Genomic DNA, 19,959 nt, shown 5'->3' with positions numbered 1-19,959 from the left:
CGCCAAGCAGGAGCGACGCCTGCCCACGCCCGCAAAGCCGCAATCGGATTATTGCTTCATGCAGAGGTCAAGCCAAGCTGCCGACAGGTCCTTGGTGCGGATCGTCTTCATTTTCTGCTCATAGACCCAAGGCGCGATCAGCGGAATCGCTGCGTTGTAGTTTTCGGGCCATGTCGGGTTGGTCGCAGCCACGGCCGCCGGCACGTCACGTTCCTTTACACGGTCAAGCCGCGCCTGCTGGATGGCGGCGACGACCTGCGACTGGTAGGCACAACTCTCGCTCTTGGTGTCGGCGGCAAGCGCGGGGCTGGTCAGCAAGGCGGCAACAAGGGCAAGGCGGATCATGCGGCATCTCCTGAATCGGTCTGGTGCGAGCCGCACCTTACCCTCGCGCTGCCACGGCTTCCATCGCCGTTTTCAAGTCGTGAACCAGACTGGCCGCCATCGAACGGAAAGCGAGGATCAAAAAAGCATCGTCAGGCAATCGCGTGATCGAAACCGAAATATGAAAAAGCTGCGTTCGGGCGGTCTGACCACGAGAGAATGCAGCTGGACGAAGATCCATGGGTACAAGTCTGGCCAGCACGTCCTCGCACTGGTCTCCCTCCATGCGAACTACTGCCCAGGCATCGGATTGATCCACGAGAAAGCATTCTTTTTTCAGATGCTTGTCGGGTGCCTCGCCTTTTATCAGGACTTCGTCATGCCCGAACCAGATGGCAGAAATCCTAGACCCGAAATTCGCGCGCCCCGGCTTCGGCCATTTGACGCCATGGGATATCTCCAGGGCCGTCGCGGCATCGGTGGCGCGACCTTTTCGCGAGGTCAGTACCGTCAGAACGGATTGCGGCTCCTCAGTCAGCGTGACGTCGCCGATGCTGAGAGGCAGCAACCCGGCGCAGGCGGCCTTTGCTGTCAGCTTATCCACGGACACGCCCTCCCTCGGGGTCGAAGAAGACAGGTTCGACGACCTCGCACAGTGTGGTGACCCCGCGCAGACCATCAACCATTTTTACGATCTCTCCTTTGCGCGCCATTCCCTGACGCAAGAAACCCAAACCGATCATGCTGCCCAATGCAGGAGAATTCGCGACCGAGGTCACGTATCCCTGATCGTTCATTCGCTTGGCCGCATCCTTTTCGCCATAAAGATGCGCTCCGCACAAAAGCTGTCCGTTGGAATCAACCGGCTTCAACCCGACCAAGCGCTCGCGCCCCTCCTCCAGCAGTCCCGGCCGATGCGCCATGGTCTTGCCAATGCAGTCCTTTTTCGCGGACACCATCCGCTCCATACCGACATCGAACGCCGTAACGCGGCCATGTATCTCCGCATGAGTGATGAAGCCCTTCTCGATGCGCAGCACGTTCAGGGCCTCCATGCCGTAGAGCCCGCCACCCAGTTTTTCGGCACGTTTGGTAAGGATATCGAAAAGGCTGGCACCATAGCGCGCAGGTACGGCGATCTCGTAGGCATGTTCACCGGAGAAGGAGATCCGGAACAACCGTCCCGCCACGCCGAGAACCGAAACTTCTCCGCAAGCCATGAAGGGCCAATCGGCATCTGTCAGCGGTCTTTCCAAAATCCCGTTGAGCAATTCGCGTGACTTCGGACCAGCGACGGCGAACTGGGCCCATTGCTCCGTGACGGAGGTGAAAGCCACGTCCAGATCGGGTCGCAGCCCCTGATGCACGAACTCCAGATGCCGCATCACTTCGCCGGCAGCGGCGGTCGTCGTGGTCATCAAGTAGTGCTCGTCACCCAACCGCGCGGTTGTGCCGTCATCCATGACATGACCGTCCTCGCGCAGCATGAGGCCATATCGTACCCGGCCGGGTTTCAGGGTTGAAAACATGTTCGTATAGACGAAATCCAGAAATTTCCCCGCGTCTGCCCCCTGGATGTCGATCTTGCCCAATGTTGAAACATCGCAGACGCCGACGCTTTCCCGAACCATGCGCACCTCGCGGTCGCAGGCCTCGCGCCAAGTCGGTTCACCATCGCGCGGGAAATAGCTTGGGCGATACCACAAACCCGCCTCGATCATTGGCGCGCCACGAGCGACCGATGCCTCGTGCGAGGTCGTGAAGCGTTGGGGTTTGAACCCCATGCCATCAGCGCCGGCACCCATGGCCGAAATAGCAACGGGTGAATATGGCGGGCGAAATGTCGTTGTCCCCGTCTCGGGAATATCACGTCCTGTTGCGTCCGCCAGGATTGCCAGGGCCGCGACGTTGGAGTTCTTGCCCTGGTCCGTCGCCATACCCTGCGTCGTGTAGCGCTTCATGTGCTCGACGGAACGGAAATTCTCTCGTGCGGCCTGCCGAACATCTTTCACAGTGACATCATTCTGGAAATCGAGCCACGCGCGCCCTTTGCCCGGAACCGTCCAGAGAGGTGTGATATCGTACGAGCCGTCCTCGGCGCGCGGTGCCTCCATATCCGGAGACTCGCGACCAAGATCCGATGCAACCTCCTTGGCAGCGGCGAGACCCTCTTGCAAACAGCCGAACGTCGAAAAGCGCCCGTTCGCAGCACCGACTGCCCGCAATCCCGGTACGGCATCTGGCGATGGCACAAAGGCCGCAATGTCGCGGCGCCATTCGGGTCGCCCGTTCATGTGGCAAGTCAGATGCACCGACGGGTTCCACCCACCTGTCATTGCGAGGCAGTCGGTTTGAATGCTTTCTTCCCGACCCGGCAGCCGGATTTTCACACTTTCAAGCCCTTTTCGCCCGGTGCTGCCACACACCATGGCCCCGCGCCAGACCGGGTATTCCTTTGCCTCGGGTCCATCATGGCGAGAGTCTATGACCCCAGCCACGTGAACGCCCGCCGCCATTAGATCGCGCGCTGTCCGGTGGATATCGTCCGTGTTCCCGAAAACGGTCACACGCTCTCCTGCGCTAACACCCCAGCGGTTGAGGTAAGCCCGCAGCGCGCCAGCCGTCATGATCCCCGGGCGGTCGTTATCCCGAAACGCGACCGGACGCTCCAAAGCGCCTGCCGCCAGAATCGCGCGCTTTGCCACGATCCGCCAAAACGTCTCGACCGGGGCGCCCTTGGGACGCTCGCCGGTATGGTGCAGGACACGCTCGACACCGGCATAGGTACCCTGGTCATAGGCCCCGACCACGGTTGTTCTGGTCATGAGCCGAACGTTATCCATCCCTGCAAGTTCGGACAAAACATCGTCCGCCCAGACATGCCCGGGCTTGCCATCGACCTCTTCGACCTCGGCCAAAAGGCGCCCCCCCATCCGGGAGCCTTCATCGGCAAGGATCACATCCAACCCGGCCCGCCCCGCAGCGAGCGCAGCCATGAGCCCCGCGGGTCCCGCCCCTATCACCAGCAGGTCGCAGAACGCCCAAGCTCTTTCATAAGTGTCCGGGTCAGGTTGTCCCGAAAGCGCTCCCAGTCCAGCAGCGCGACGTATCGCCGGTTCATACAGCTTTTCCCAGAACGCCCGAGGCCACATGAAAGTCTTGTAGTAAAAGCCCGCCCCCAAAAACGGCGCGAACAGATCATTGACCGACAGCAGATCCAGGTCGAGCGATGGCCAGCGATTTTGGCTGCGCGCTACAAGGCCGGGAAAGATCTCCTGCACCGTGGCGCGAATGTTCGGATCCCGTGCCGCGCCCTCACCTATGGTGACAAGAGCGTTCGGCTCTTCACTTCCAGCAGTCAGAACGCCACGCGGGCGGTGATACTTGAAGGATCGGCCCATGACACGCACTTCATTGGCCAGCAGGGCTGACGCCAGTGTATCGCCAGCAAATCCTTGGAGTTTACGACCGTCGAAACTGAAATTGACCGGCTGCGACCGGTCGATCAGGCCTTTGCCCTCGATCCTCATCGCGCTGTCTCCCTCGCCAGTTCGGTTTCAATGACCTCATGCGTTACGGTATCGCGGGTGACGACGAGCCAAGCGCCGCATCCACCTTCGTGGTACCAAAGGTCACGGGTTGTGCCTGCCGGGTTCTCGCGAGTGTGGACATAGGCATCCCATGCATCTTCACCCGCGTCCGGAGAAGGCCGGTTCAGTTCAATGGCATGACCCTTGTAGGTGAACTCGCGTCGATCGCGCTCACCGCAGAGCGGACAGGTAATTCTCATGCCAGCACCCCCTGCATCTCGCCTTTGAAATTCGTCATCGCCGCTCTCCGCCGATCAATGCAGGTTGTGTTGAGAGCCCTTGCCCTCTTCGTCGAGAATGCCACGCCCGGTGCGAAACCGGTCGAGACGAAAGCCGGTGGCATTCTCGTGATACTGTCCGGTCGCGATCAGGTGGGCAAAGACGTGACCCGAGCCCGGCACAGCCTTGAACCCGCCATAGTTCCACCCACAATTGAGATAGAGCCCGTCGATATGCGTCTTGTCGATAACCGGCGAGCCGTCAGGCGACATGTCCATGATGCCGCCCCAACTGCGAAGAACCCTGGCCTTTCCGATCATCGGCATCAAGGCCACACCTGCCTCCATCACACTTTCAACTCCGGGAAGGTTTCCGCGTGCGGCATAGGACGCATAAAAGTCGATGTCACCGCCAAACACGAGACCGCCCTTGTCGGACTGGCTGATGTAGAAATGGCCCATGCCAAAGGTCACGACATGATCGATGCAAGGTTTCAGCCCCTCGGTGACAAACGCCTGCAGGACATGGCTTTCGATCGGTAGGTGCATCCCCGCCATCGCCGCGACCTGGCTGGACCGGCCCGCGACGACCATCGCAACCTTCTTGGCCCGGATCGCTCCGCGTGTGGTCTGAACGCCTGTGACACGACCATCTGAAATATCGATCCCGGTCACTTCGCAATTCTGGATAAGGTCGACACCGCGGCTGTCGGCGCCGCGTGCATAACCCCATGCCACCGCGTCATGACGGGCCGTACCGCCGCGTGGATGGTACAGGCCACCGTAAATGGGGAACCGCAGATTGTCATAATTCAGATAGAGCAGCATATCGCGAAGCTCATCCCGGCCCAAAAGCACCGCGTCGTCGCCTTGGCTTAGCATCATGTTGCCTCGCCGCGCCGCCGCATCGCGCTGACCGTCGGAGTGGAACAGGTTGATAATGCCCCGCTGCGAATGCATCACATTGTAATTCAGGTCTTCTTCGAGCCCTTCCCACAGCTTGAGAGAATGCGAGTAGAACTGCGAATTGCCATCCAGAAAGTAATTGGCCCGCACGATCGTCGTATTGCGCCCTACATTTCCGCCGCCGAGATACCCCTTTTCAAGGACAGCCACGTTCGTCAGGCCATGTTCCTTGGCAAGGTAGTAAGCGGTCGATAAGCCATGACCGCCGCCGCCGATGATGATGATGTCATAGTCCGCCTTGGGTTCCGGATCGCGCCAGTGCGGCGTCCAGCCCCGGTTGCCGGTCAAACCTTCCTTGAGAACCCTAAGGCCCGAAAACCGCATTACACTCTCCCCGTCAACCGCATGGCACGCATGCTGCGACCCTCGGCACTATCGTCCGGCAAAGCGCATCGGAAATCGACGAAAACTGTCGCACGCGCGACAGACATGACCACCCTGCCCGTTGCTTGTGTTGATCATGTCAAGTGCAAAGGTGTCAAACCCAAAGCAGTGCGCTTGAGATCCAGGACGCGAGAGGACCAATCGAACCTCCCGCACCCGGGCTTTTCGTAACTTTGGGGTCAGAGTCCCTTTGCGCGATAGCTCTTGGCGACCCGGTCAATTGAGACGATGTAGGCCGCCGTGCGCAGATCCTCTACATCCGAACGGTCGTGCCAGACTTCGCTCATCGATTGGTATGCAATGCGCATCGTGTCATCGAGGCCAGAGCGAACCAGTTCAAGCTCGTCAGCCCCTTTGAGGTACTTCGTCTTGAAGTTCGGCGACATCGACCAGGCATCGCCAAGATATCTGTCCAGCCGCTCCAACTCCTTCACGATCAGTTCGTGCCGTGCCTCTTCCTGGCGACGCTGCATCCGACCAAACCGAATATGGCTGAGGTTCTTTACCCATTCGAAATAGGAAACCGTAACGCCGCCGGCATTGGCATACATGTCAGGGATGATGACTGCGCCCTTCTTGCGCAGGATCTCATCGGCCCCGGCGGTGATCGGTCCATTCGCCGCCTCGATTATGAGCGGTGCCTTGATCCGTTCGGCATTGGTCAGGTTGATGACCCCCTCCAACGCAGCCGGTACAAGGATGTCGCAATCCTGCTCCAACACGGCCGGCCCTTCTGCCGTGTGCGTGGCATCGGGATATCCGGTCACGCCGCCATGCTTGGCGATCCACTGATGAACTGCGTCGACGTCGAGTCCCTCGGGATCGAACAGGGCGCCATCGCGTTCGATGATACCGGTGACAATGGCGCCATCCTCTTCCGACAGGAACTTGGCCGCGTGGTACCCCACATTTCCGAGTCCCTGAACAATGACGCGCTTTCCTTCAAGGCTACCTGTCAGGTTGGCCTTGGCGGCATCCTCAGGGTGGCGAAAGAACTCGCGCAAGGCGTACTGGACCCCCCGACCGGTCGCCTCGACACGCCCGGCAATACCGCCGGCGTTCAACGGCTTGCCGGTCACACAGGCCCGCGCATTGATGTCGGTGGTGTTCATGCGCGCATATTGGTCCGCGATCCAGGCCATTTCACGCTCGCCAGTTCCCATATCCGGAGCGGGCACGTTCTGAGCAGGGTTAATCAGGTCGCGCTTGGCCAACTCATAGGCGAAACGGCGGGTGATACGCTCCAACTCGTCCTCTTCGTATTCGCGCGGATCAAGGCAAAGCCCGCCCTTGGAGCCGCCGAACGGCGTTTCGACTAGCGCGCATTTGTACGTCATGAGCGCCGCGAGCGCCTCGACTTCGTCCTGGTTCACCGAAGGCGCGTAGCGGATCCCTCCCTTGACGGGCTCCATATGCTCGGAATGAACGGAGCGATAGCCGGTGAATGTATGAACCTGCCCACGCAGCCGTACCCCGAACCGCACGGTGTAGGTCGCGTTGCAGACGCGTATCTTTTCCTCAAGCCCGGGCGGAAGATCCATCAGGGCGACCGCCCGGTTGAACATGAGGTCGACGCTTTCGCGGAAACTCGGTTCGTTCATCGGTATCATCTGTGCCTCCAACAGCTTGGCGACTCGGTGCCGCTCATGACGCTTTGTCGCAGCCCGACAATAACGGTTAGATGAAGAACTGCGAGAATTTTCAGCAGCTTGCAAAACCGAATAAACACCTGTGAAGGGAATCGTTCCGGATTGTGGCGAAATTCGGGCATTGTCCGCTCGAAAGAGACAAACAGCCCCGCCCCTTCAGAACTGTCGAACGAAAACCCCGTCATATTCGACATTTAGCGCTTTTCTCGCCGCCTTTTCGCCATTTTCGTGCAGGATAAATCGGGGGTCGAAATCTCGTGTGGCGCCAATATCACCCGGCGCTGCCCATCGGGGAACGGTTTTATGAGTAGACCCAGTCTTGTCCGGTTAGGTTCAAAAAGCGGTGCGTGCCGACGCGCCCGGTCTCGCCTGTCGCGCTTTGCCGGTGGCGAAGACGGAACGCTGACCGTGCTCGCCCTCTTCTTCTTGCTGATCATGATGGGGATTGCGGGGATCGGCATCGACCTCATGCGGTATGAGCGCAATCGAGCCTCGCTGCAGTACACGCTCGACCGCGCAGTCCTTGCGGCTGCCGATCTTGACCAGTCGGCCGAACCCGAGGAAGTCGTTCGTGATTACCTCGATCAGGCGGGATTGCTGCAATACCTGACCGGCATCACGGTCGAAGAAGGCCTCGGCTTCAGAAAGGTTGATGCTTCAGCAGAGTCTGCCTTTCCAACCCAGTTCATGCACATGAGTGGCATCGACACCTTGTCAGCACCGGCAAAAAGTGTTGCCGAAGAAAGTATCGGCGTGGTTGAGATTTCGCTTATTCTCGACGTGTCAGGGTCAATGGCCTGGAATAACCGCCTCTACAATCTCAAGATCGCGGCAAAAGACTTTGTCGACGTGATGTTGGCGAACACCGAGCCTGGCGCCTTGTCGATTTCGATCATCCCATACGCCACGCAGGTCAATGCGGGCGAAAGCCTGCTATCACTCTACCCCAACGTGACTCAGGAGCACAATTACTCGCATTGCGTGAACTTCAATGACGACCAGTTTAGCAAGAGCACAATTGACCGGTACGACATATTTGAGCGAACTGGACATTTCGATCCCTGGTCGTGGAATCGCTACGGAATTACGATTCCGGTTTGCCCAACCCGCAATGGCACGGAAATCCTGCCGCTTACAGACGACAGGAATGTCCTGCATGCCCACATCGATGCGATGACCGCGCAAGGCAACACCTCCATCGACATTGGCACAAAATGGGGGGTGGGACTGTTGGACCCGTCCACAAGAAGCGTCGTTTCCGACCTGATCGGCCAAGGCAAGGTACACCCGAAGTTCGAAGGGCGGCCGACTGACTACAACACCGACGTTCTAAAAATCGCTGTTATAATGTCAGACGGCCAGAATACCGATCAATACATGCTGAACCCGTCGCTACGTGACACCATGTCGGACGTCTGGTTTAACGCCGAAGCCAACACTTACTCTGTACGTCACTCGGAAGGTGCCTATTATTGGCCGGACTGGGACATTTGGCGCGCGCATCCCTACGGCGAAGGCGACGGAGAAATTGGTGAACCGGAACGCGTGCGGTACACCGATTTGTTCGACAGAGTCTCAATCCGCTATTTCGCTAACTATCTCTACAGCTACACCAACAGCAGTTGGGGACGCGAGTCGTCCAGCTACTCCAAGAAAGAAACCAGCGCCAAAGACCAGCGGAGCAAGCATGTCTGCGATGCTGCCAAGGACAATGGAGTAATCGTGTACGGTGTCGCCTTTGAAGCGCCCCGTGCGGGATATCGTCTCCTGAAAAAATGCGCGAGTTCCGACAGCCACATGTACGACGTCGACGGCCTTGAGATCTCCGACGCCTTCTCTTCCATTGCATCCTCCATCCGCAAGCTGAGGTTGACCCAATGATATCCCGGCTCGTGTCCATCTGGCGCCGTTTCCGGAAGCAGGAAGACGGCAACGCGACGATCGAATTCGTCATCATCTTCCCGGCTTTGCTGGTCCTGATGTTGTCCGGCATCGAACTGGCGTTTGTTTCGCTTCATCATGCGATGCTGGAGCGGGCTGTGGACATGACCGTCCGCGACATTCGCCTGGGTACCGGCAAGGCGCACACACATACCGACATCAAGCAGGTCGTTTGCGAGCGTGCGGGTTTCATCGACGATTGCGGAAGCAACCTTAAACTCGAGATGATCCGCCTCGACCCCTACGGAATTGTCTCGATCCCGGCCCAGCCCGACTGCACCGACAAGTCCGACGAGGTCAAACCGGTACGCAGTTTCGTCAACGGCCAGAGCAACGAACTCATGGTGCTGCGTGCTTGCGCCAAGATCGACCCGGTATTCCCGACCTCGGGCCTCGGCAAGAAACTGGGTGACAATACCGACGGACAGTACGCGCTGACCGCGACCACCGTATTCGTGCAGGAGCCGATCTGATGCTGCGAAAAACCGTATCGAACCTGTTTGGTCGCTTTCGCGCAGATGAAAGCGGCTCCTACTCGGTCGAGGCCGCGATTGTCACGCCCATGCTCTTCATGGCGATCATGGCAGGCTACACCTATTTCGACGGCTACCGGCAGAGCGCGTCCAACCTGAAGGCGGCATACACGATTGGTGACCTGATTTCGCGGGAAACGCGGACGATCAACAACGCTTACATCGACTCGATGCGTGACCTGATGACTTTGATGGTCACATCGGGCGATCCCGTCGACATCCGTGTATCGCTGATCAGTTGGGACGAGGATAACAACCGCCATCATGTCCTGTGGTCCGCGCCGCGAGGCTTCCCCGAGGCTCTGACCGACTCGAACATCGGTCTGTTCCGGGATGAACTTCCCCCGATGCCCGACAACGATACACTGATCGTCGTGGAAACCTCGAACCATTACGTGCCGCCATTCAAGGTCGGCATCGATCCCTTGAGGCTTGAGAACTTCATCTTCACGCGGCCACGTTTCACCAGCTTCATCGCCGGCAACGTTTCCTAGGATTTGCCTTCGCGCTCCATGACGAGCGCGGCCAACGCTTCGGACATGAACTTGGCCTGCCCTCCCGGGGTAACGCCTCCTATGCCGATCCGGCGGCCCATTCGCCACCACAGGCCCGGATGCCATGCGTTGGCTGCGGGCGTACGAGTGCGGATCAGGAACCCGTTCGACGGTTTGAAGGCAAAAACGCCTCGGTCCATCGCCTCGACATCTTCAACCTTTGCAATCACTTCGCCGGTGCTGGAGCGCAGTTCAGTCTCGGTCAGTTCGATCCGATGCGCCGTTGCTTGCATCATGCGCTGTGCAAGCCACAAGGACAGCCCTCCAACAATCAGCAGAAATACCTGAAAAGCCAGCGCAGGTGGGGTGGCGAACGCAACATAGATCAGCAGTGCCCCCATCAGCACGAGCATCCCGACACCCAACCAGCGCCGCGGCGCCGAGGCTTCGACCGTCGCCAGAACCTCTCCGTTCATCCCCAACAACCCTTTCGCTTGTCCGAAGTGGCATTACCCTGATTCAAGCGGCAGCAACAAGCGCGTTGCGCCACACTTCACCCCTCGCTAGCGTTTCAACATGAACAGGATCGCCAATCGCACACCTTTGCAGCGGCCCGAAGACAAGGCAGCCGGAATCGAGGTGACCGAAGATTTCGAGCGCTTCAGCCAACGCAACGACGTCTTCAGCAGGGCCATGTGGGACGACCGTGTTCGCACGACGCGATCCGACGCCTTCTTCGCATCCTACAGGATGGAGGCGACCCCGCGGCGCGGCGATGGCTTTTCCCAACGCGATTTCGCGTTGCGCAACGCAGCTTGGTTGATTTCCGACATGGTGTCGGAGCGATCGGCTTCGGAAGGACGTCGTGAAGGCTTCCAATCGCCTATCACGGTCGACACGCCAGTCGCACCCGTGAAAGCCGAAATTGATGACACCACCCGAATGACGGCTGAAATCAAGAAAGTTGCCCGTTTCTTCGGTGCCGATCTTTGCGGTGTCACGGACATGGACGAACGGTGGCTCTACACTGGTCGTGTCGATACCCGCGACATGACCGAAGTCCCCTTGGGACTGCCTGAAGGGCTGAGCAGCGTTATCGTTCTGGGCCATGAGATGGAACACGAACTTGTGGCCACCTACCCGTCTGCATTGGCCGGGGCGGCCACCGGCAGGGAATACAGTCATGAGGCGGCAATCGTTATGCAATTGGCCGCCTACATCCGAAATCTCGGCTACGAGGCCATACCGTCCATGAACGATACGGGGCTTGTGATCCCCTATGCCGTCAAGGCCGGACTGGGCGAATATGCGCGCAACCAGATGGTGATAACGCCCGAATTCGGGCCGCGCCTTCGCTTTTCCAAGATTTTCACGAACCTGCCGCTCTCTCACGACGTACCAAGACCCCTTGGGGTTCGCGCTTTTTGCGACATCTGTACACGCTGCGCAGATGCCTGCCCGGTCAAGGCTCTGCCCTACGGACCGCCATCGACCGATGTTCCGAACCTTTCCGCCATACGAGGCGTTCGGAAGTGGACGTCTGACGCCGAGAAGTGCTTTGGCTTCTGGGCAAAGTTGGCCACGGATTGCGCGATCTGCATGCGCGTCTGCCCTTTCAACCGCGATTTCTCCAAGCTTCGCGACAAAATCTGGATGAAACTCGCGCTTTCACCCTTGCGCAAGCTCGCCTTGCGTCTTTCGCGCGGACATGGGGCCCGTTTGAAACCTTCGGATTGGTGGGGCTGATCTCGTCCTTGTGCGTTCTTGCACAGAGTCGGTGAGATCGGGGCGATTTGCGGCGGTTCCTCGCGGCCCTATCTTGCCGTCAAGTTGTCACAGCGGAGGCTTCCATGTCCCTCAGACCCACACTCGAGACACGCAGAGCGGTTCCCACGATGGAGGGTGCGGGCGTAAAACTGCACCGTGCCTTCGGCTTTCAGGATCCATCGGAGTTGGATCCTTTCCTGCTCTTCGACGATTTCCGCAACGAGCGTCCCGATGATTTCCTGAAGGGGTTCCCTTGGCATCCTCATCGGGGGATCGAGACGATCACCTATGTTCTTTCCGGTACGGTCGAACACGGCGACAGCCTCGGGAACACGGGCACCTTGGGTGCGGGGGACGTTCAATGGATGACGGCAGGGTCGGGTATCCTCCATCAGGAGATGCCCAAGGGCAATGCGACCGGGCAGATGCACGGTTTCCAGTTGTGGGGAAATCTGCCTTCGAGCCAGAAAATGACCGCGCCCCGGTATCAGGACGTGAAAGGGAGCGATATCCCCGAGGTCATCGACGATGACGGCACACGGGTAAAGGTCATAGTGGGCGAATTCTGGGGCAAGACCGGCCCGGTGGATGGTATCGCCGCAGATCCCCAATATCTTGACGTGTTCGTTCCGGCCGGTGTGAAAAAGACCTTCAGGATTGATACCTACCGTCGGGCCTTTGCCTATGTTTTCGAGGGAAGCGCGGCTTTCGCCGATGCCAGCCAGCCGACCGGCGTTTTGCTGGAAAAGGAAATTGCGGGACAGGAAGTCAATATTCGTGACCTGTCGGGCGACCGAACGCTGATCCGCTTTGGCACCGGTGACGAGGTTACCGTCCAAGCCGGCCCGGAAGGTGTGCGCTTTCTACTGATATCGGGTGCGCCGATTGACGAACCGGTGGCCTGGCACGGGCCGATCGTCATGAACACGCAAGAAGAACTGATGCAGGCCTTTCGCGAACTGCGCAACGGCACCTTCATCCGCCCGGCCCACTGAGCCGGCAACCTTAAACCATGCTATGATGGCCCCCTGCCGAAAGGAGGCCATCATGATCGTTCGCATTTTTCGTGCCGTCATCTTTGATGAAAAGATCGACGAATTCCGCACTTTCATGCTCGAAACAGCCCTGCCCTTGATGAAAGCTCAGCCGGGACTTGTCTCTATCAGCCCATGCCTGCCTAGGAGGGAAAACCCTAACGAGTTTTGTCTGGTAATGGTCTGGGAGACAGTCGAGGCACTCGCGGCCTTTGCAGGCGAAGACTGGCAGAAGCCTCATGTGCACCCGGACGAGGCAGGTATCGTCAAGGAGAGATTTCTACATCACTACGACTTGGCCGAGGGAGCCTGATCAGGCTGCAACCGCTTTGCGAACCATGTCCCAATAAATCGTCTCGACCGCGTCGAGCGACAGCCTGCCCTCGCGCCGATACCAGGTGTTGACGCCATTTAGCATGGCGATCACAGCAAGTGTTGCGATTTTGGTATCGGGCACGCCGAAGACCCCCTCGGCAACACCGGCGCGCAGGATCGCCTCAAGCTGGTCCTCGTAGGCGCGTCGCAAGGCTTCGATCCGGGCGAAGTTTTCCGCGCTCAGATTGCGCAATTCCATGTATGCGATAAAGACTTCTTCGGGTCGTTCGAGATGGAACCGGATATGAAAGCCCACGAATTCCTGCAGTTGTCCAAGGGCATCAGCGGGTACGGCGCGTTCTGCCCGCGCATCCAACAGTTCTTCCATGTGGCTTTGCATGAGCCCAAACAGCAGGCTCTGCTTGTCCGGTACGTAATTATAGAGTGCTCCGGCCTGAACGCCGACTTCCTTGGCGATCTGCCGCATCGACACGGCGGCAAAGCCATACTGCGCAAACAACTTGAGCGCTGCCGTTCGAATGCGCGGGCCGGTTATGTCGGAATGCGAGCCTTGGGTGCGTGCCATGCAGTCACGTTATATGAACGCATGTTCAGAAAAAAGCCCTGATAACGGTGAGTTTCCTGAAGGGGCATACACGGCTTGATCCTACCGATGCAGCGAGGCATCAAGTAACCAGGCAACGGGCGGCAGGGGAAAACGGAATGAGGCGAACGGCATTGATTTGCTTTCTTCTGACCGCAGGGGCTTGCGTGCAAATGCCCGAACTCGACGAACGCGTGTCGCCTACGCTGCGCAACGCGCCTTATCCACAGCTGCAACCGCTGGACGAGACACTGGGACCCGCTGTCGATCCGCTGTCAGAAGCCGAAGAGCTCGAGAGCCGGCTTTCGCCGCGGGTACAATCGCTCCAGTCGCGAGCCCGAGGACTACAGACACCCGTGATTGATCCCGAAGCTCGGGACCGGCTCAAGCGCGGTATCGAACAACCAGAAATCTGACAGGTTGCTACCCTGCCCTGAACCGGCTAATCCACGCGCGATACGAAGTGCGGCGCAAGCCGGATCGAGCAGAAAGGACCCCGAACATGACTGAACCATTGCGCCTTGGCATAGCCGGGCTGGGGACCGTCGGCGCCGGGGTCGTCAAAATCGTTCGCAAACAGGCGAAACTGCTCGAAGCCCGCACTGGCCGCCGGATCGAAATTTCGGCCGTATCGGCCCGTGACCGGCAAAAAGATCGCGGCGTGAACCTGGCAAATTACGACTGGGAAGACGACGCCGTCGTACTGGCCAAACGCGACGATATCGACATCTTTGTCGAACTCATGGGTGGTTCGGACGGTCCTGCCAAGGCTGCCACCGAGGCCGCGCTGGCGGCCGGCAAGGACGTCGTCACCGCAAACAAGGCGCTGCTGGCCATCCACGGCCAGGCCCTTGCCGAAGCTGCCGAGGCCGCAGGCCGCGTCATCCGGTTCGAAGCGGCAGTCGCGGGCGGAATCCCGGTGATCAAGGCGCTGACCGAAGGTTTGGCAGGAAACGAGATCACCCGCGTAATGGGTGTCATGAACGGCACCTGCAATTACATCCTGACACGCATGGAATCCGAAGGGCTAGGCTACAACGCGTTGTTCGATGAATGCGCGCGCCTGGGCTTTCTCGAAGCTGATCCGCAGCTCGACGTGGGCGGAATCGATGCGGCCCACAAGCTGGCAATCCTCTCTGCTATCGCTTTTGGAACACAACCCGATTTCGACGGCGTCGAAATCGAGGGTATCGAGCGGATCAGCCTGGAAGATATTCGACAAGCCGCTGACATGGGATACCGGATCAAGCTTCTTGGCGTGGCAGCGCGCAGTCCGCGTGGACTTGTGCAGCGCATGCAGCCCTGCCTTGTGCCGGCCGGCTCGCCCATCGGTCAATTGGAGGGCGGCACGAACATGGTGGTGATCGAGGGCGATGCCGTCGACCAGATCGTGCTGCGCGGCCCTGGTGCGGGCGAAGGGCCAACCGCAAGTGCGGTGATGGGAGACATTTGCGACCTCGCGCGCGGCTTGCGCATTCCTACCTTCGGGATCCCAGCGACCCAGCTCGAGACGATGCCGGCCGCGCTGACGGGTATGCCCGCCCCATACTACCTTCGCATGGCATTGATGGATAAACCCGGCGCCTTGGCCAAGGTGGCCGCGATATTGGGCGATGCCGGTATTTCGATCGACCGGATGCGGCAATACGGGCACACGAACAACACGGCACCGATCCTGATCGTGACGCACAAGACAACGCGGGCAGCCCTGGACATGGCTTTGAGTGCCTTCGAAAAGACCGATGTTGTCGCGAGCGAACCGGTGACACTGCGGATCGAAGAAGTCTGAGCCGCCTTTCTACGTCTTGCCCGCCTGCCCGGCCACGGGCTATGCCGGGCCTAGCATATCGATGACCAGAGGATTTCAGCAATGAGCGCTGCCAACATGGATTTCAACGACCGGATGCTTTCGCTGGGCCTCGCCCGGGTTGCGGAGCAGGCGGCCATCGCATCGGCCTCGCTGATTGGGCGCGGTGACGAAAAGGCCGCCGACCAGGCCGCGGTCAATGCGATGCGCGAGCAGTTGAACCTGCTCGAAATCGCAGGCGTCGTTGTCATCGGCGAAGGCGAGCGTGACGAGGCGCCCATGCTGTATATCGGCGAAGAGGTTGGAACAGGTAACGGTCCCGGAGTGGATATTGCGCTCGACCCGCTCGAAGGCACGACTCTGACTGCCAAGGACATGCCCAACGCGCTCACCGTCATCGCGATGGGCCCTCGGGGGTCGATGTTGCACGCTCCGGATGTCTACATGGACAAGCTGGCCATCGGTCCGGGATACCCCGAAGGCGTCGTTTCGCTGGACATGAGCCCCGCGCAAAGGGTCGAAGCGCTGGCCGAAGCAAAGCAGTGCAAGACGACCGACATCACGGTCTGCATCCTGGAGCGCCCTCGCCACGAGCAGATGATCGCTGAGGTGCGTGGAACAGGTGCCTCAATCCGGTTGATCACCGATGGTGACGTGGCGGGCGTAATGCACTGCGCCGAAGCCGAGACCACCGGTATCGACATGTACATGGGCCAGGGCGGCGCGCCCGAAGGTGTTTTGGCGGCTGCCGCTCTGAAATGCATGGGCGGGCAGATTTTCGGCCGCCTCCTGTTCCGCAACGACGACGAGCGTGGCCGCGCAGAAAAGGCCGGCATCACCGATCTCGACCGTGTCTATACCCGCGACGAGATGGTGACGGCCGACGTTATCTTCGCCGCCACGGGCGTAACAGGTGGATCGCTTCTGCCGCGCATCAAGCGGGTGCCGGGATGGGTTGAAACCACGACCCTGCTGATGCGGTCCAAGACCGGCTCGGTGAGGCGGATGAGCTATCGCACACCGGTGTGAACCTTCGTCGCTGCCAGGCTGCTTGTACCACAGGCTCAGGTCGAAGTATTTCTAAAGACGGTGATGAGGCCGGGTCCGTATCGGATCCGGCCCAGTCATTTGAACGGAGGTCGGTTTGGACGCATTTCTGGGGGTAGAACGGTCCCTTACGGGTCGGCGCTGGATCGGACCAACGCCGGATATAGAGCGCGCTTGTGAAAAGCTTGAACAGCAGACCGGCCTGCCCCGCGCGGTCTGTTCGATCCTTGCGCGTCGGTCTGTACCTGTGGAAGAGGTTTCCGGGTTCCTGGAACCTAAGCTGAAGGAACTGCTGCCCGACCCTCGCTTGCTCAAAGACATGGAAATTGCAGCCGCGCGCTTTGTCTCTGCCGTAAAAGGGCGCGAGCGGATCGCCGTATTTGCCGATTACGACGTCGATGGCGGATCCTCGGCCGCACTCTTGCTTGTCTGGCTGCGCGAGGTAGGGATCGAAGCGACACTATACGTCCCGGACAGGATCGACGAGGGATATGGCCCCAACGTGCCGGCCATGCGCGCACTGGGCGCGCAGCATGACCTGATCATCTGCGTCGATTGCGGGACGCTGAGCCACGAACCCATCGCCGCCGCCGGGTGCGATGTGGTTGTGCTGGACCATCATCTGGGTGGCGAAACCCTGCCCGACTGTGTTGCGGTCGTGAATCCCAACCGGCAAGATGAAAACGGCGACCTTGGATATCTCTGCGCCGCCGGGGTCGTGTTCCTGATGCTTGTCGAAGCGACGCGGCTGATGCGCGCCGACGGGTGCGGAGTGCCCAACCTGATGGGGTTGCTCGACCTCGTGGCGCTGGCCACCGTTGCCGACGTGGCCCCGCTGATCGGGGTCAACAGGGCGCTGGTGCGCCAAGGTCTGCGGGTAATGGCACAGCGCCGACGTCCGGGGCTGGTTGCCCTGTCGGATGTCGCGCGTATGGACTGCGCACCAACTGCTTACCACCTTGGCTTTCTGCTTGGGCCAAGGGTCAATGCGGGCGGAAGGATCGGTCAGGCAGATATGGGCGCAAGACTGCTGGCAACTGCATCCGCTGTCGAGGCGGAAGTCCTCGCCCGACAACTCGACACATTGAACACCGAACGACGCGACATCGAGAACGCCGTTCGTACCGCCGCAATGGAACAAGCCGAGGCGCGCGGCCTTGACGCCCCATTGGTATGGGCGGCGGGCGATGGATGGCATCCCGGCGTAGTGGGCATCGTCGCCTCTCGGCTCAAAGAAGCCACCAACCGCCCCGCCGTCGTCATAGGTTTCGACGGGGACGAGGGTAAAGGCTCGGGCCGGTCGATCCCCGGCGTGGACCTTGGTGCCGCGATCCAGCGGCTCGCCGCCGAGGGCCTCCTGCTCAAGGGCGGCGGTCACCGGATGGCGGCGGGGTTGACGGTGATGCGCGACAAGCTGGAACCGGCAATGGAGCGTTTGGGCGCGTTGCTTGCCAAGCAAGGTGCAGGCGCCGGTGCGCCGGCGGACCTTCGTCTCGACGGGCTGATCATGCCCGGCGCGGCGACGGTGGATCTGATCGAAGCCTTGGACAAGGCGGGCCCCTATGGCGCCGGGGCGCCCGGACCGCGGTTTGCGGTTCCCGACCTTCAGGTTCGGTTCGCGAAGCGCGTCGGGGAGTCGCATCTGAAACTGTCGCTTTCCGACGGCATCGCCGCTGGGATCGACGCCATCGCCTTCAGAGCGTTCGAGAGTGAAATAGGGCCGAGGATGGCGGATCATGGCGGTGCACGTTTTCACGTGGCGGGCCGGCTTGAGGTCAACACCTGGGGCGGACGTCAAAGCGTACAGCTCCGACTGGAGGATGTGGCAGAGGCCAAAAGCACCTGAAAACAAGGCTTTTTGACCCACTTGAAAAAATGGAGACGAACCCCGATTTTTCGCTTGCGAGGGAGGCCCCCAATCCGTAAAAGCCCCCTCACGAGTTCCGTGGCCCGTTCGTCTATCGGTTAGGACGCCAGGTTTTCAACCTGGAAAGAGGGGTTCGATTCCCCTACGGGCTGCCACTCGGCCAAGGAGGCCACGCCTCATGGCCCGTTCGTCTATCGGTTAGGACGCCAGGTTTTCAACCTGGAAAGAGGGGTTCGATTCCCCTACGGGCTGCCATTTCCCACCTGTTGCAACTCGTTGTGTTTGCGCCGGCTTCAGGCGGAACCAAGCGTCGCGATAGGCGTTCGGCAGTATGACCACGCGCACCCCTATCGAAGCGACCTCCCGCAACATCCTCTCGCTTCTGGCGATTATCGTGGTATTCGCCGTACTTGAGGCTGGCCAGGTCGTCTTTGCCCCGATCCTGTGTGGCATCGTCTTTGGTGTGGTTTGCGGTCCGCTCGTCGACCTGGCGGAGCGGTTCAAACTGCCGCAGGCTGTGGCCGCCCTCGCCGCGTTATTCCTTTTCCTGGCGATTGTTCTTCTCTTGTACCTGTTTCTGGAACCAACGGTACGCGAAGCCATCCGCAACGCCCCTCTGATCTGGCGTGAACTGACCGCAATACTCGAAACCGTTCGCGACACCCTGCGCGGGGTCGAGGAAATCCAGAAATCCGTGAACGACGCATTGAACGAGGACGCCGGAGGTGCGGGCACCGTGAAGGTGACCGACGAGAAAGAGGGCCTGAACATGCCCGGCCTGAAAGAGGCTTTGGCCTACGGACCATCGCTTGTTGGTGGCATCCTGATCTTTGTCGGTACGCTGTATTTTTTCATGGCCACGCGGCGCGAAGTCTACGGGTACATCGCGAACTATTTCCCGCGCATGTCCTTCGAGTGTTTGCACGACGCGGAAAAGCGCGTGTCGCGCTATTTTCTGACCATCAGCATGGTAAATGCCGGTTTCGGGCTCGTGGTGATGCTGGCCATGACCGCTTATGGTGTGCCGCAGCCCGCACTTTGGGGTCTCGCGACCTTCCTGCTGAACTTCATTCTCTACCTGGGCCCGATCCTCGTTGCGACGGCTCTTTTGGTGACGGGTGTTGTGGTCTTCGACGGATTCTTCAGTTTCGTTCCGGCTTTGACCTTCTTGTTCTTCAACATGATCGAGGCGCAATTCGTGACGCCGTCGACCGTTGGCCGCGTGATGGCTCTCAACCCGCTCTTCGTCTTTTTGTCCCTGGTCCTGTGGATGTGGTTATGGGGACCGATCGGTGGACTTGTCGCAATTCCCTTACTGGTCTGGCTGATCTTCGTAACGACCGAATGCAACCTGTCGACTACCCAGCAGATTGGAGATCTCGAAGAACAGGAAGAGGAACCTTTGGCAGCAGAATAAGC

Annotated in this window: 19 protein-coding genes and 2 tRNA genes; 13 read left to right on the top strand and 8 right to left on the bottom strand. The window is 59.7% G+C overall.

All coding sequences use genetic code 11. From position 1 onward, the window contains the following. Positions 1-48: 48 nt before the first annotated feature. The 6 genes from ACFORG_RS20040 to ACFORG_RS20015 form a co-directional block, all read right to left on the bottom strand. Positions 49-345: a hypothetical protein gene (locus tag ACFORG_RS20040; RefSeq protein WP_386737349.1), complete on the bottom strand. Its 297-nt coding sequence runs from the start codon at positions 343-345 to the stop codon at positions 49-51. Positions 346-382: 37 nt separating this feature from the next. Next, positions 383-928: a sarcosine oxidase subunit gamma gene (locus ACFORG_RS20035; RefSeq protein ID WP_386737348.1), complete on the bottom strand. Its 546-nt coding sequence runs from the start codon at positions 926-928 to the stop codon at positions 383-385. Beyond that, positions 921-3,854, bottom strand: coding sequence for a sarcosine oxidase subunit alpha family protein (locus ACFORG_RS20030; RefSeq protein ID WP_386737347.1), 2,934 nt, complete (start codon positions 3,852-3,854; stop codon positions 921-923). The genes ACFORG_RS20035 and ACFORG_RS20030 overlap by 8 nt, the downstream gene beginning before the upstream one ends. Beyond that, positions 3,851-4,114: a sarcosine oxidase subunit delta gene (locus ACFORG_RS20025; protein WP_386737346.1), complete on the bottom strand. Its 264-nt coding sequence runs from the start codon at positions 4,112-4,114 to the stop codon at positions 3,851-3,853. The genes ACFORG_RS20030 and ACFORG_RS20025 overlap by 4 nt, the downstream gene beginning before the upstream one ends. A gap of 54 nt (positions 4,115-4,168) precedes the next feature. Then, complete coding sequence (locus ACFORG_RS20020; protein ID WP_386737345.1) at positions 4,169-5,422, bottom strand: sarcosine oxidase subunit beta family protein; 1,254 nt, start codon at positions 5,420-5,422, stop codon at positions 4,169-4,171. A 239-nt stretch (positions 5,423-5,661) separates the two neighbouring features. After that, the gene (locus ACFORG_RS20015) at positions 5,662-7,092 is read right to left on the bottom strand and encodes a Glu/Leu/Phe/Val family dehydrogenase (protein ID WP_386737344.1); all 1,431 of its coding nucleotides are present in this window, start codon (positions 7,090-7,092) and stop codon (positions 5,662-5,664) included. A 342-nt stretch (positions 7,093-7,434) separates the two neighbouring features. On the opposite strand from ACFORG_RS20015, the gene ACFORG_RS20010 reads away from it, so the two are divergent. Genes ACFORG_RS20010 through ACFORG_RS20000 form a run of 3 tightly spaced genes read left to right on the top strand, consistent with a single transcriptional unit; the run spans position 7,435 to position 10,099 of the window. Then, the gene (locus ACFORG_RS20010; RefSeq protein WP_386737343.1) at positions 7,435-9,012 is read left to right on the top strand and encodes a TadE/TadG family type IV pilus assembly protein; all 1,578 of its coding nucleotides are present in this window, start codon (positions 7,435-7,437) and stop codon (positions 9,010-9,012) included. Next, positions 9,009-9,545, top strand: coding sequence for a TadE/TadG family type IV pilus assembly protein (locus ACFORG_RS20005; protein WP_386737342.1), 537 nt, complete (start codon positions 9,009-9,011; stop codon positions 9,543-9,545). Before ACFORG_RS20010 ends, ACFORG_RS20005 begins: the two co-directional genes overlap by 4 nt. Beyond that, the gene (locus ACFORG_RS20000; protein ID WP_386737341.1) at positions 9,545-10,099 is read left to right on the top strand and encodes a TadE/TadG family type IV pilus assembly protein; all 555 of its coding nucleotides are present in this window, start codon (positions 9,545-9,547) and stop codon (positions 10,097-10,099) included. Before ACFORG_RS20005 ends, ACFORG_RS20000 begins: the two co-directional genes overlap by 1 nt. Here the strand turns inward: ACFORG_RS20000 and ACFORG_RS19995 are convergent. Beyond that, complete coding sequence (locus tag ACFORG_RS19995) at positions 10,096-10,575, bottom strand: hypothetical protein (protein ID WP_386737340.1); 480 nt, start codon at positions 10,573-10,575, stop codon at positions 10,096-10,098. The two genes, ACFORG_RS20000 and ACFORG_RS19995, sit on opposite strands and share 4 nt — an antisense overlap. Before the next feature lie 100 nt (positions 10,576-10,675). On the opposite strand from ACFORG_RS19995, the gene ACFORG_RS19990 reads away from it, so the two are divergent. From ACFORG_RS19990 to ACFORG_RS19980, 3 genes are all read left to right on the top strand, one after another. Then, positions 10,676-11,845: a 4Fe-4S double cluster binding domain-containing protein gene (locus ACFORG_RS19990; protein ID WP_386737339.1), complete on the top strand. Its 1,170-nt coding sequence runs from the start codon at positions 10,676-10,678 to the stop codon at positions 11,843-11,845. A gap of 104 nt (positions 11,846-11,949) precedes the next feature. Then, positions 11,950-12,861 carry a pirin family protein gene (locus tag ACFORG_RS19985; RefSeq protein ID WP_386737338.1) on the top strand — a complete coding sequence of 304 codons (912 nt, stop codon included), beginning with the start codon at positions 11,950-11,952 and terminating at the stop codon, positions 12,859-12,861. 52 nt (positions 12,862-12,913) lie between these two features. Further along, a complete protein-coding gene (locus ACFORG_RS19980) occupies positions 12,914-13,213 on the top strand; it encodes an antibiotic biosynthesis monooxygenase family protein (RefSeq protein WP_386737336.1) in 300 nt (99 codons plus the stop codon). On the opposite strand, the gene ACFORG_RS19975 is transcribed toward ACFORG_RS19980, so the two are convergent. After that, entirely contained in the window at positions 13,214-13,801 is a 588-nt protein-coding gene (locus tag ACFORG_RS19975; protein WP_386737334.1) for a TetR/AcrR family transcriptional regulator, read from the bottom strand. It lies immediately after the preceding gene. 191 nt (positions 13,802-13,992) lie between these two features. On the opposite strand from ACFORG_RS19975, the gene ACFORG_RS19970 reads away from it, so the two are divergent. The 7 genes from ACFORG_RS19970 (at position 13,993) to ACFORG_RS19940 (ending at position 19,957) form a co-directional block, all read left to right on the top strand. Further along, positions 13,993-14,235, top strand: a complete 243-nt coding sequence (locus ACFORG_RS19970; RefSeq protein WP_386737333.1) for a hypothetical protein — start codon at positions 13,993-13,995, stop codon at positions 14,233-14,235. An 86-nt stretch (positions 14,236-14,321) separates the two neighbouring features. Then, complete coding sequence (locus ACFORG_RS19965; protein ID WP_386737332.1) at positions 14,322-15,608, top strand: homoserine dehydrogenase; 1,287 nt, start codon at positions 14,322-14,324, stop codon at positions 15,606-15,608. A gap of 81 nt (positions 15,609-15,689) precedes the next feature. Then, the gene (gene glpX, locus ACFORG_RS19960; RefSeq protein ID WP_386737330.1) at positions 15,690-16,655 is read left to right on the top strand and encodes a class II fructose-bisphosphatase; all 966 of its coding nucleotides are present in this window, start codon (positions 15,690-15,692) and stop codon (positions 16,653-16,655) included. 115 nt (positions 16,656-16,770) lie between these two features. Continuing rightward, complete coding sequence (gene recJ, locus ACFORG_RS19955) at positions 16,771-18,519, top strand: single-stranded-DNA-specific exonuclease RecJ (protein ID WP_386737329.1); 1,749 nt, start codon at positions 16,771-16,773, stop codon at positions 18,517-18,519. Positions 18,520-18,620: 101 nt separating this feature from the next. Next, a tRNA-Glu gene (locus ACFORG_RS19950) sits at positions 18,621-18,695 on the top strand. A gap of 25 nt (positions 18,696-18,720) precedes the next feature. Further along, a tRNA-Glu gene (locus ACFORG_RS19945) sits at positions 18,721-18,795 on the top strand. Positions 18,796-18,871: 76 nt separating this feature from the next. After that, on the top strand, positions 18,872-19,957 hold the full coding sequence (locus tag ACFORG_RS19940) for an AI-2E family transporter (RefSeq protein ID WP_386737328.1): 1,086 nt from the start codon (positions 18,872-18,874) through the stop codon (positions 19,955-19,957). Positions 19,958-19,959: the final 2 nt, after the last annotated feature.

This window comes from Lutimaribacter marinistellae (assembly GCF_042648365.1).
GTDB lineage: Bacteria > Pseudomonadota > Alphaproteobacteria > Rhodobacterales > Rhodobacteraceae > Lutimaribacter_A > Lutimaribacter_A marinistellae.
Note: the sequence above shows the minus strand (reverse complement) of the source record. Positions and strands in the feature narration are given on the sequence as shown.

Excerpts from the sequence above, each read along its gene's own strand:
- ACFORG_RS20040 (WP_386737349.1), bottom strand. The coding sequence starts at position 345 with ATGATCCGCCTTGCCCTTGTTGCCGCCTTGCTGACCAGCCCCGCGCTT.
- ACFORG_RS20030 (WP_386737347.1), bottom strand. The coding sequence starts at position 3,854 with ATGAGGATCGAGGGCAAAGGCCTGATCGACCGGTCGCAGCCGGTCAAT.
- ACFORG_RS20025 (WP_386737346.1), bottom strand. The coding sequence starts at position 4,114 with ATGAGAATTACCTGTCCGCTCTGCGGTGAGCGCGATCGACGCGAGTTC.
- ACFORG_RS20020 (WP_386737345.1), bottom strand. The coding sequence starts at position 5,422 with ATGCGGTTTTCGGGCCTTAGGGTTCTCAAGGAAGGTTTGACCGGCAAC.
- ACFORG_RS20015 (WP_386737344.1), bottom strand. The coding sequence starts at position 7,092 with ATGATACCGATGAACGAACCGAGTTTCCGCGAAAGCGTCGACCTCATG.
- ACFORG_RS20010 (WP_386737343.1), top strand. The coding sequence starts at position 7,435 with ATGAGTAGACCCAGTCTTGTCCGGTTAGGTTCAAAAAGCGGTGCGTGC.
- ACFORG_RS20005 (WP_386737342.1), top strand. The coding sequence starts at position 9,009 with ATGATATCCCGGCTCGTGTCCATCTGGCGCCGTTTCCGGAAGCAGGAA.
- ACFORG_RS20000 (WP_386737341.1), top strand. The coding sequence starts at position 9,545 with ATGCTGCGAAAAACCGTATCGAACCTGTTTGGTCGCTTTCGCGCAGAT.
- ACFORG_RS19995 (WP_386737340.1), bottom strand. The coding sequence starts at position 10,575 with ATGAACGGAGAGGTTCTGGCGACGGTCGAAGCCTCGGCGCCGCGGCGC.
- ACFORG_RS19990 (WP_386737339.1), top strand. The coding sequence starts at position 10,676 with ATGAACAGGATCGCCAATCGCACACCTTTGCAGCGGCCCGAAGACAAG.
- ACFORG_RS19985 (WP_386737338.1), top strand. The coding sequence starts at position 11,950 with ATGTCCCTCAGACCCACACTCGAGACACGCAGAGCGGTTCCCACGATG.
- ACFORG_RS19980 (WP_386737336.1), top strand. The coding sequence starts at position 12,914 with ATGATCGTTCGCATTTTTCGTGCCGTCATCTTTGATGAAAAGATCGAC.
- ACFORG_RS19975 (WP_386737334.1), bottom strand. The coding sequence starts at position 13,801 with ATGGCACGCACCCAAGGCTCGCATTCCGACATAACCGGCCCGCGCATT.
- ACFORG_RS19970 (WP_386737333.1), top strand. The coding sequence starts at position 13,993 with ATGCCCGAACTCGACGAACGCGTGTCGCCTACGCTGCGCAACGCGCCT.
- ACFORG_RS19965 (WP_386737332.1), top strand. The coding sequence starts at position 14,322 with ATGACTGAACCATTGCGCCTTGGCATAGCCGGGCTGGGGACCGTCGGC.
- glpX (WP_386737330.1), top strand. The coding sequence starts at position 15,690 with ATGAGCGCTGCCAACATGGATTTCAACGACCGGATGCTTTCGCTGGGC.
- ACFORG_RS19940 (WP_386737328.1), top strand. The coding sequence starts at position 18,872 with ATGACCACGCGCACCCCTATCGAAGCGACCTCCCGCAACATCCTCTCG.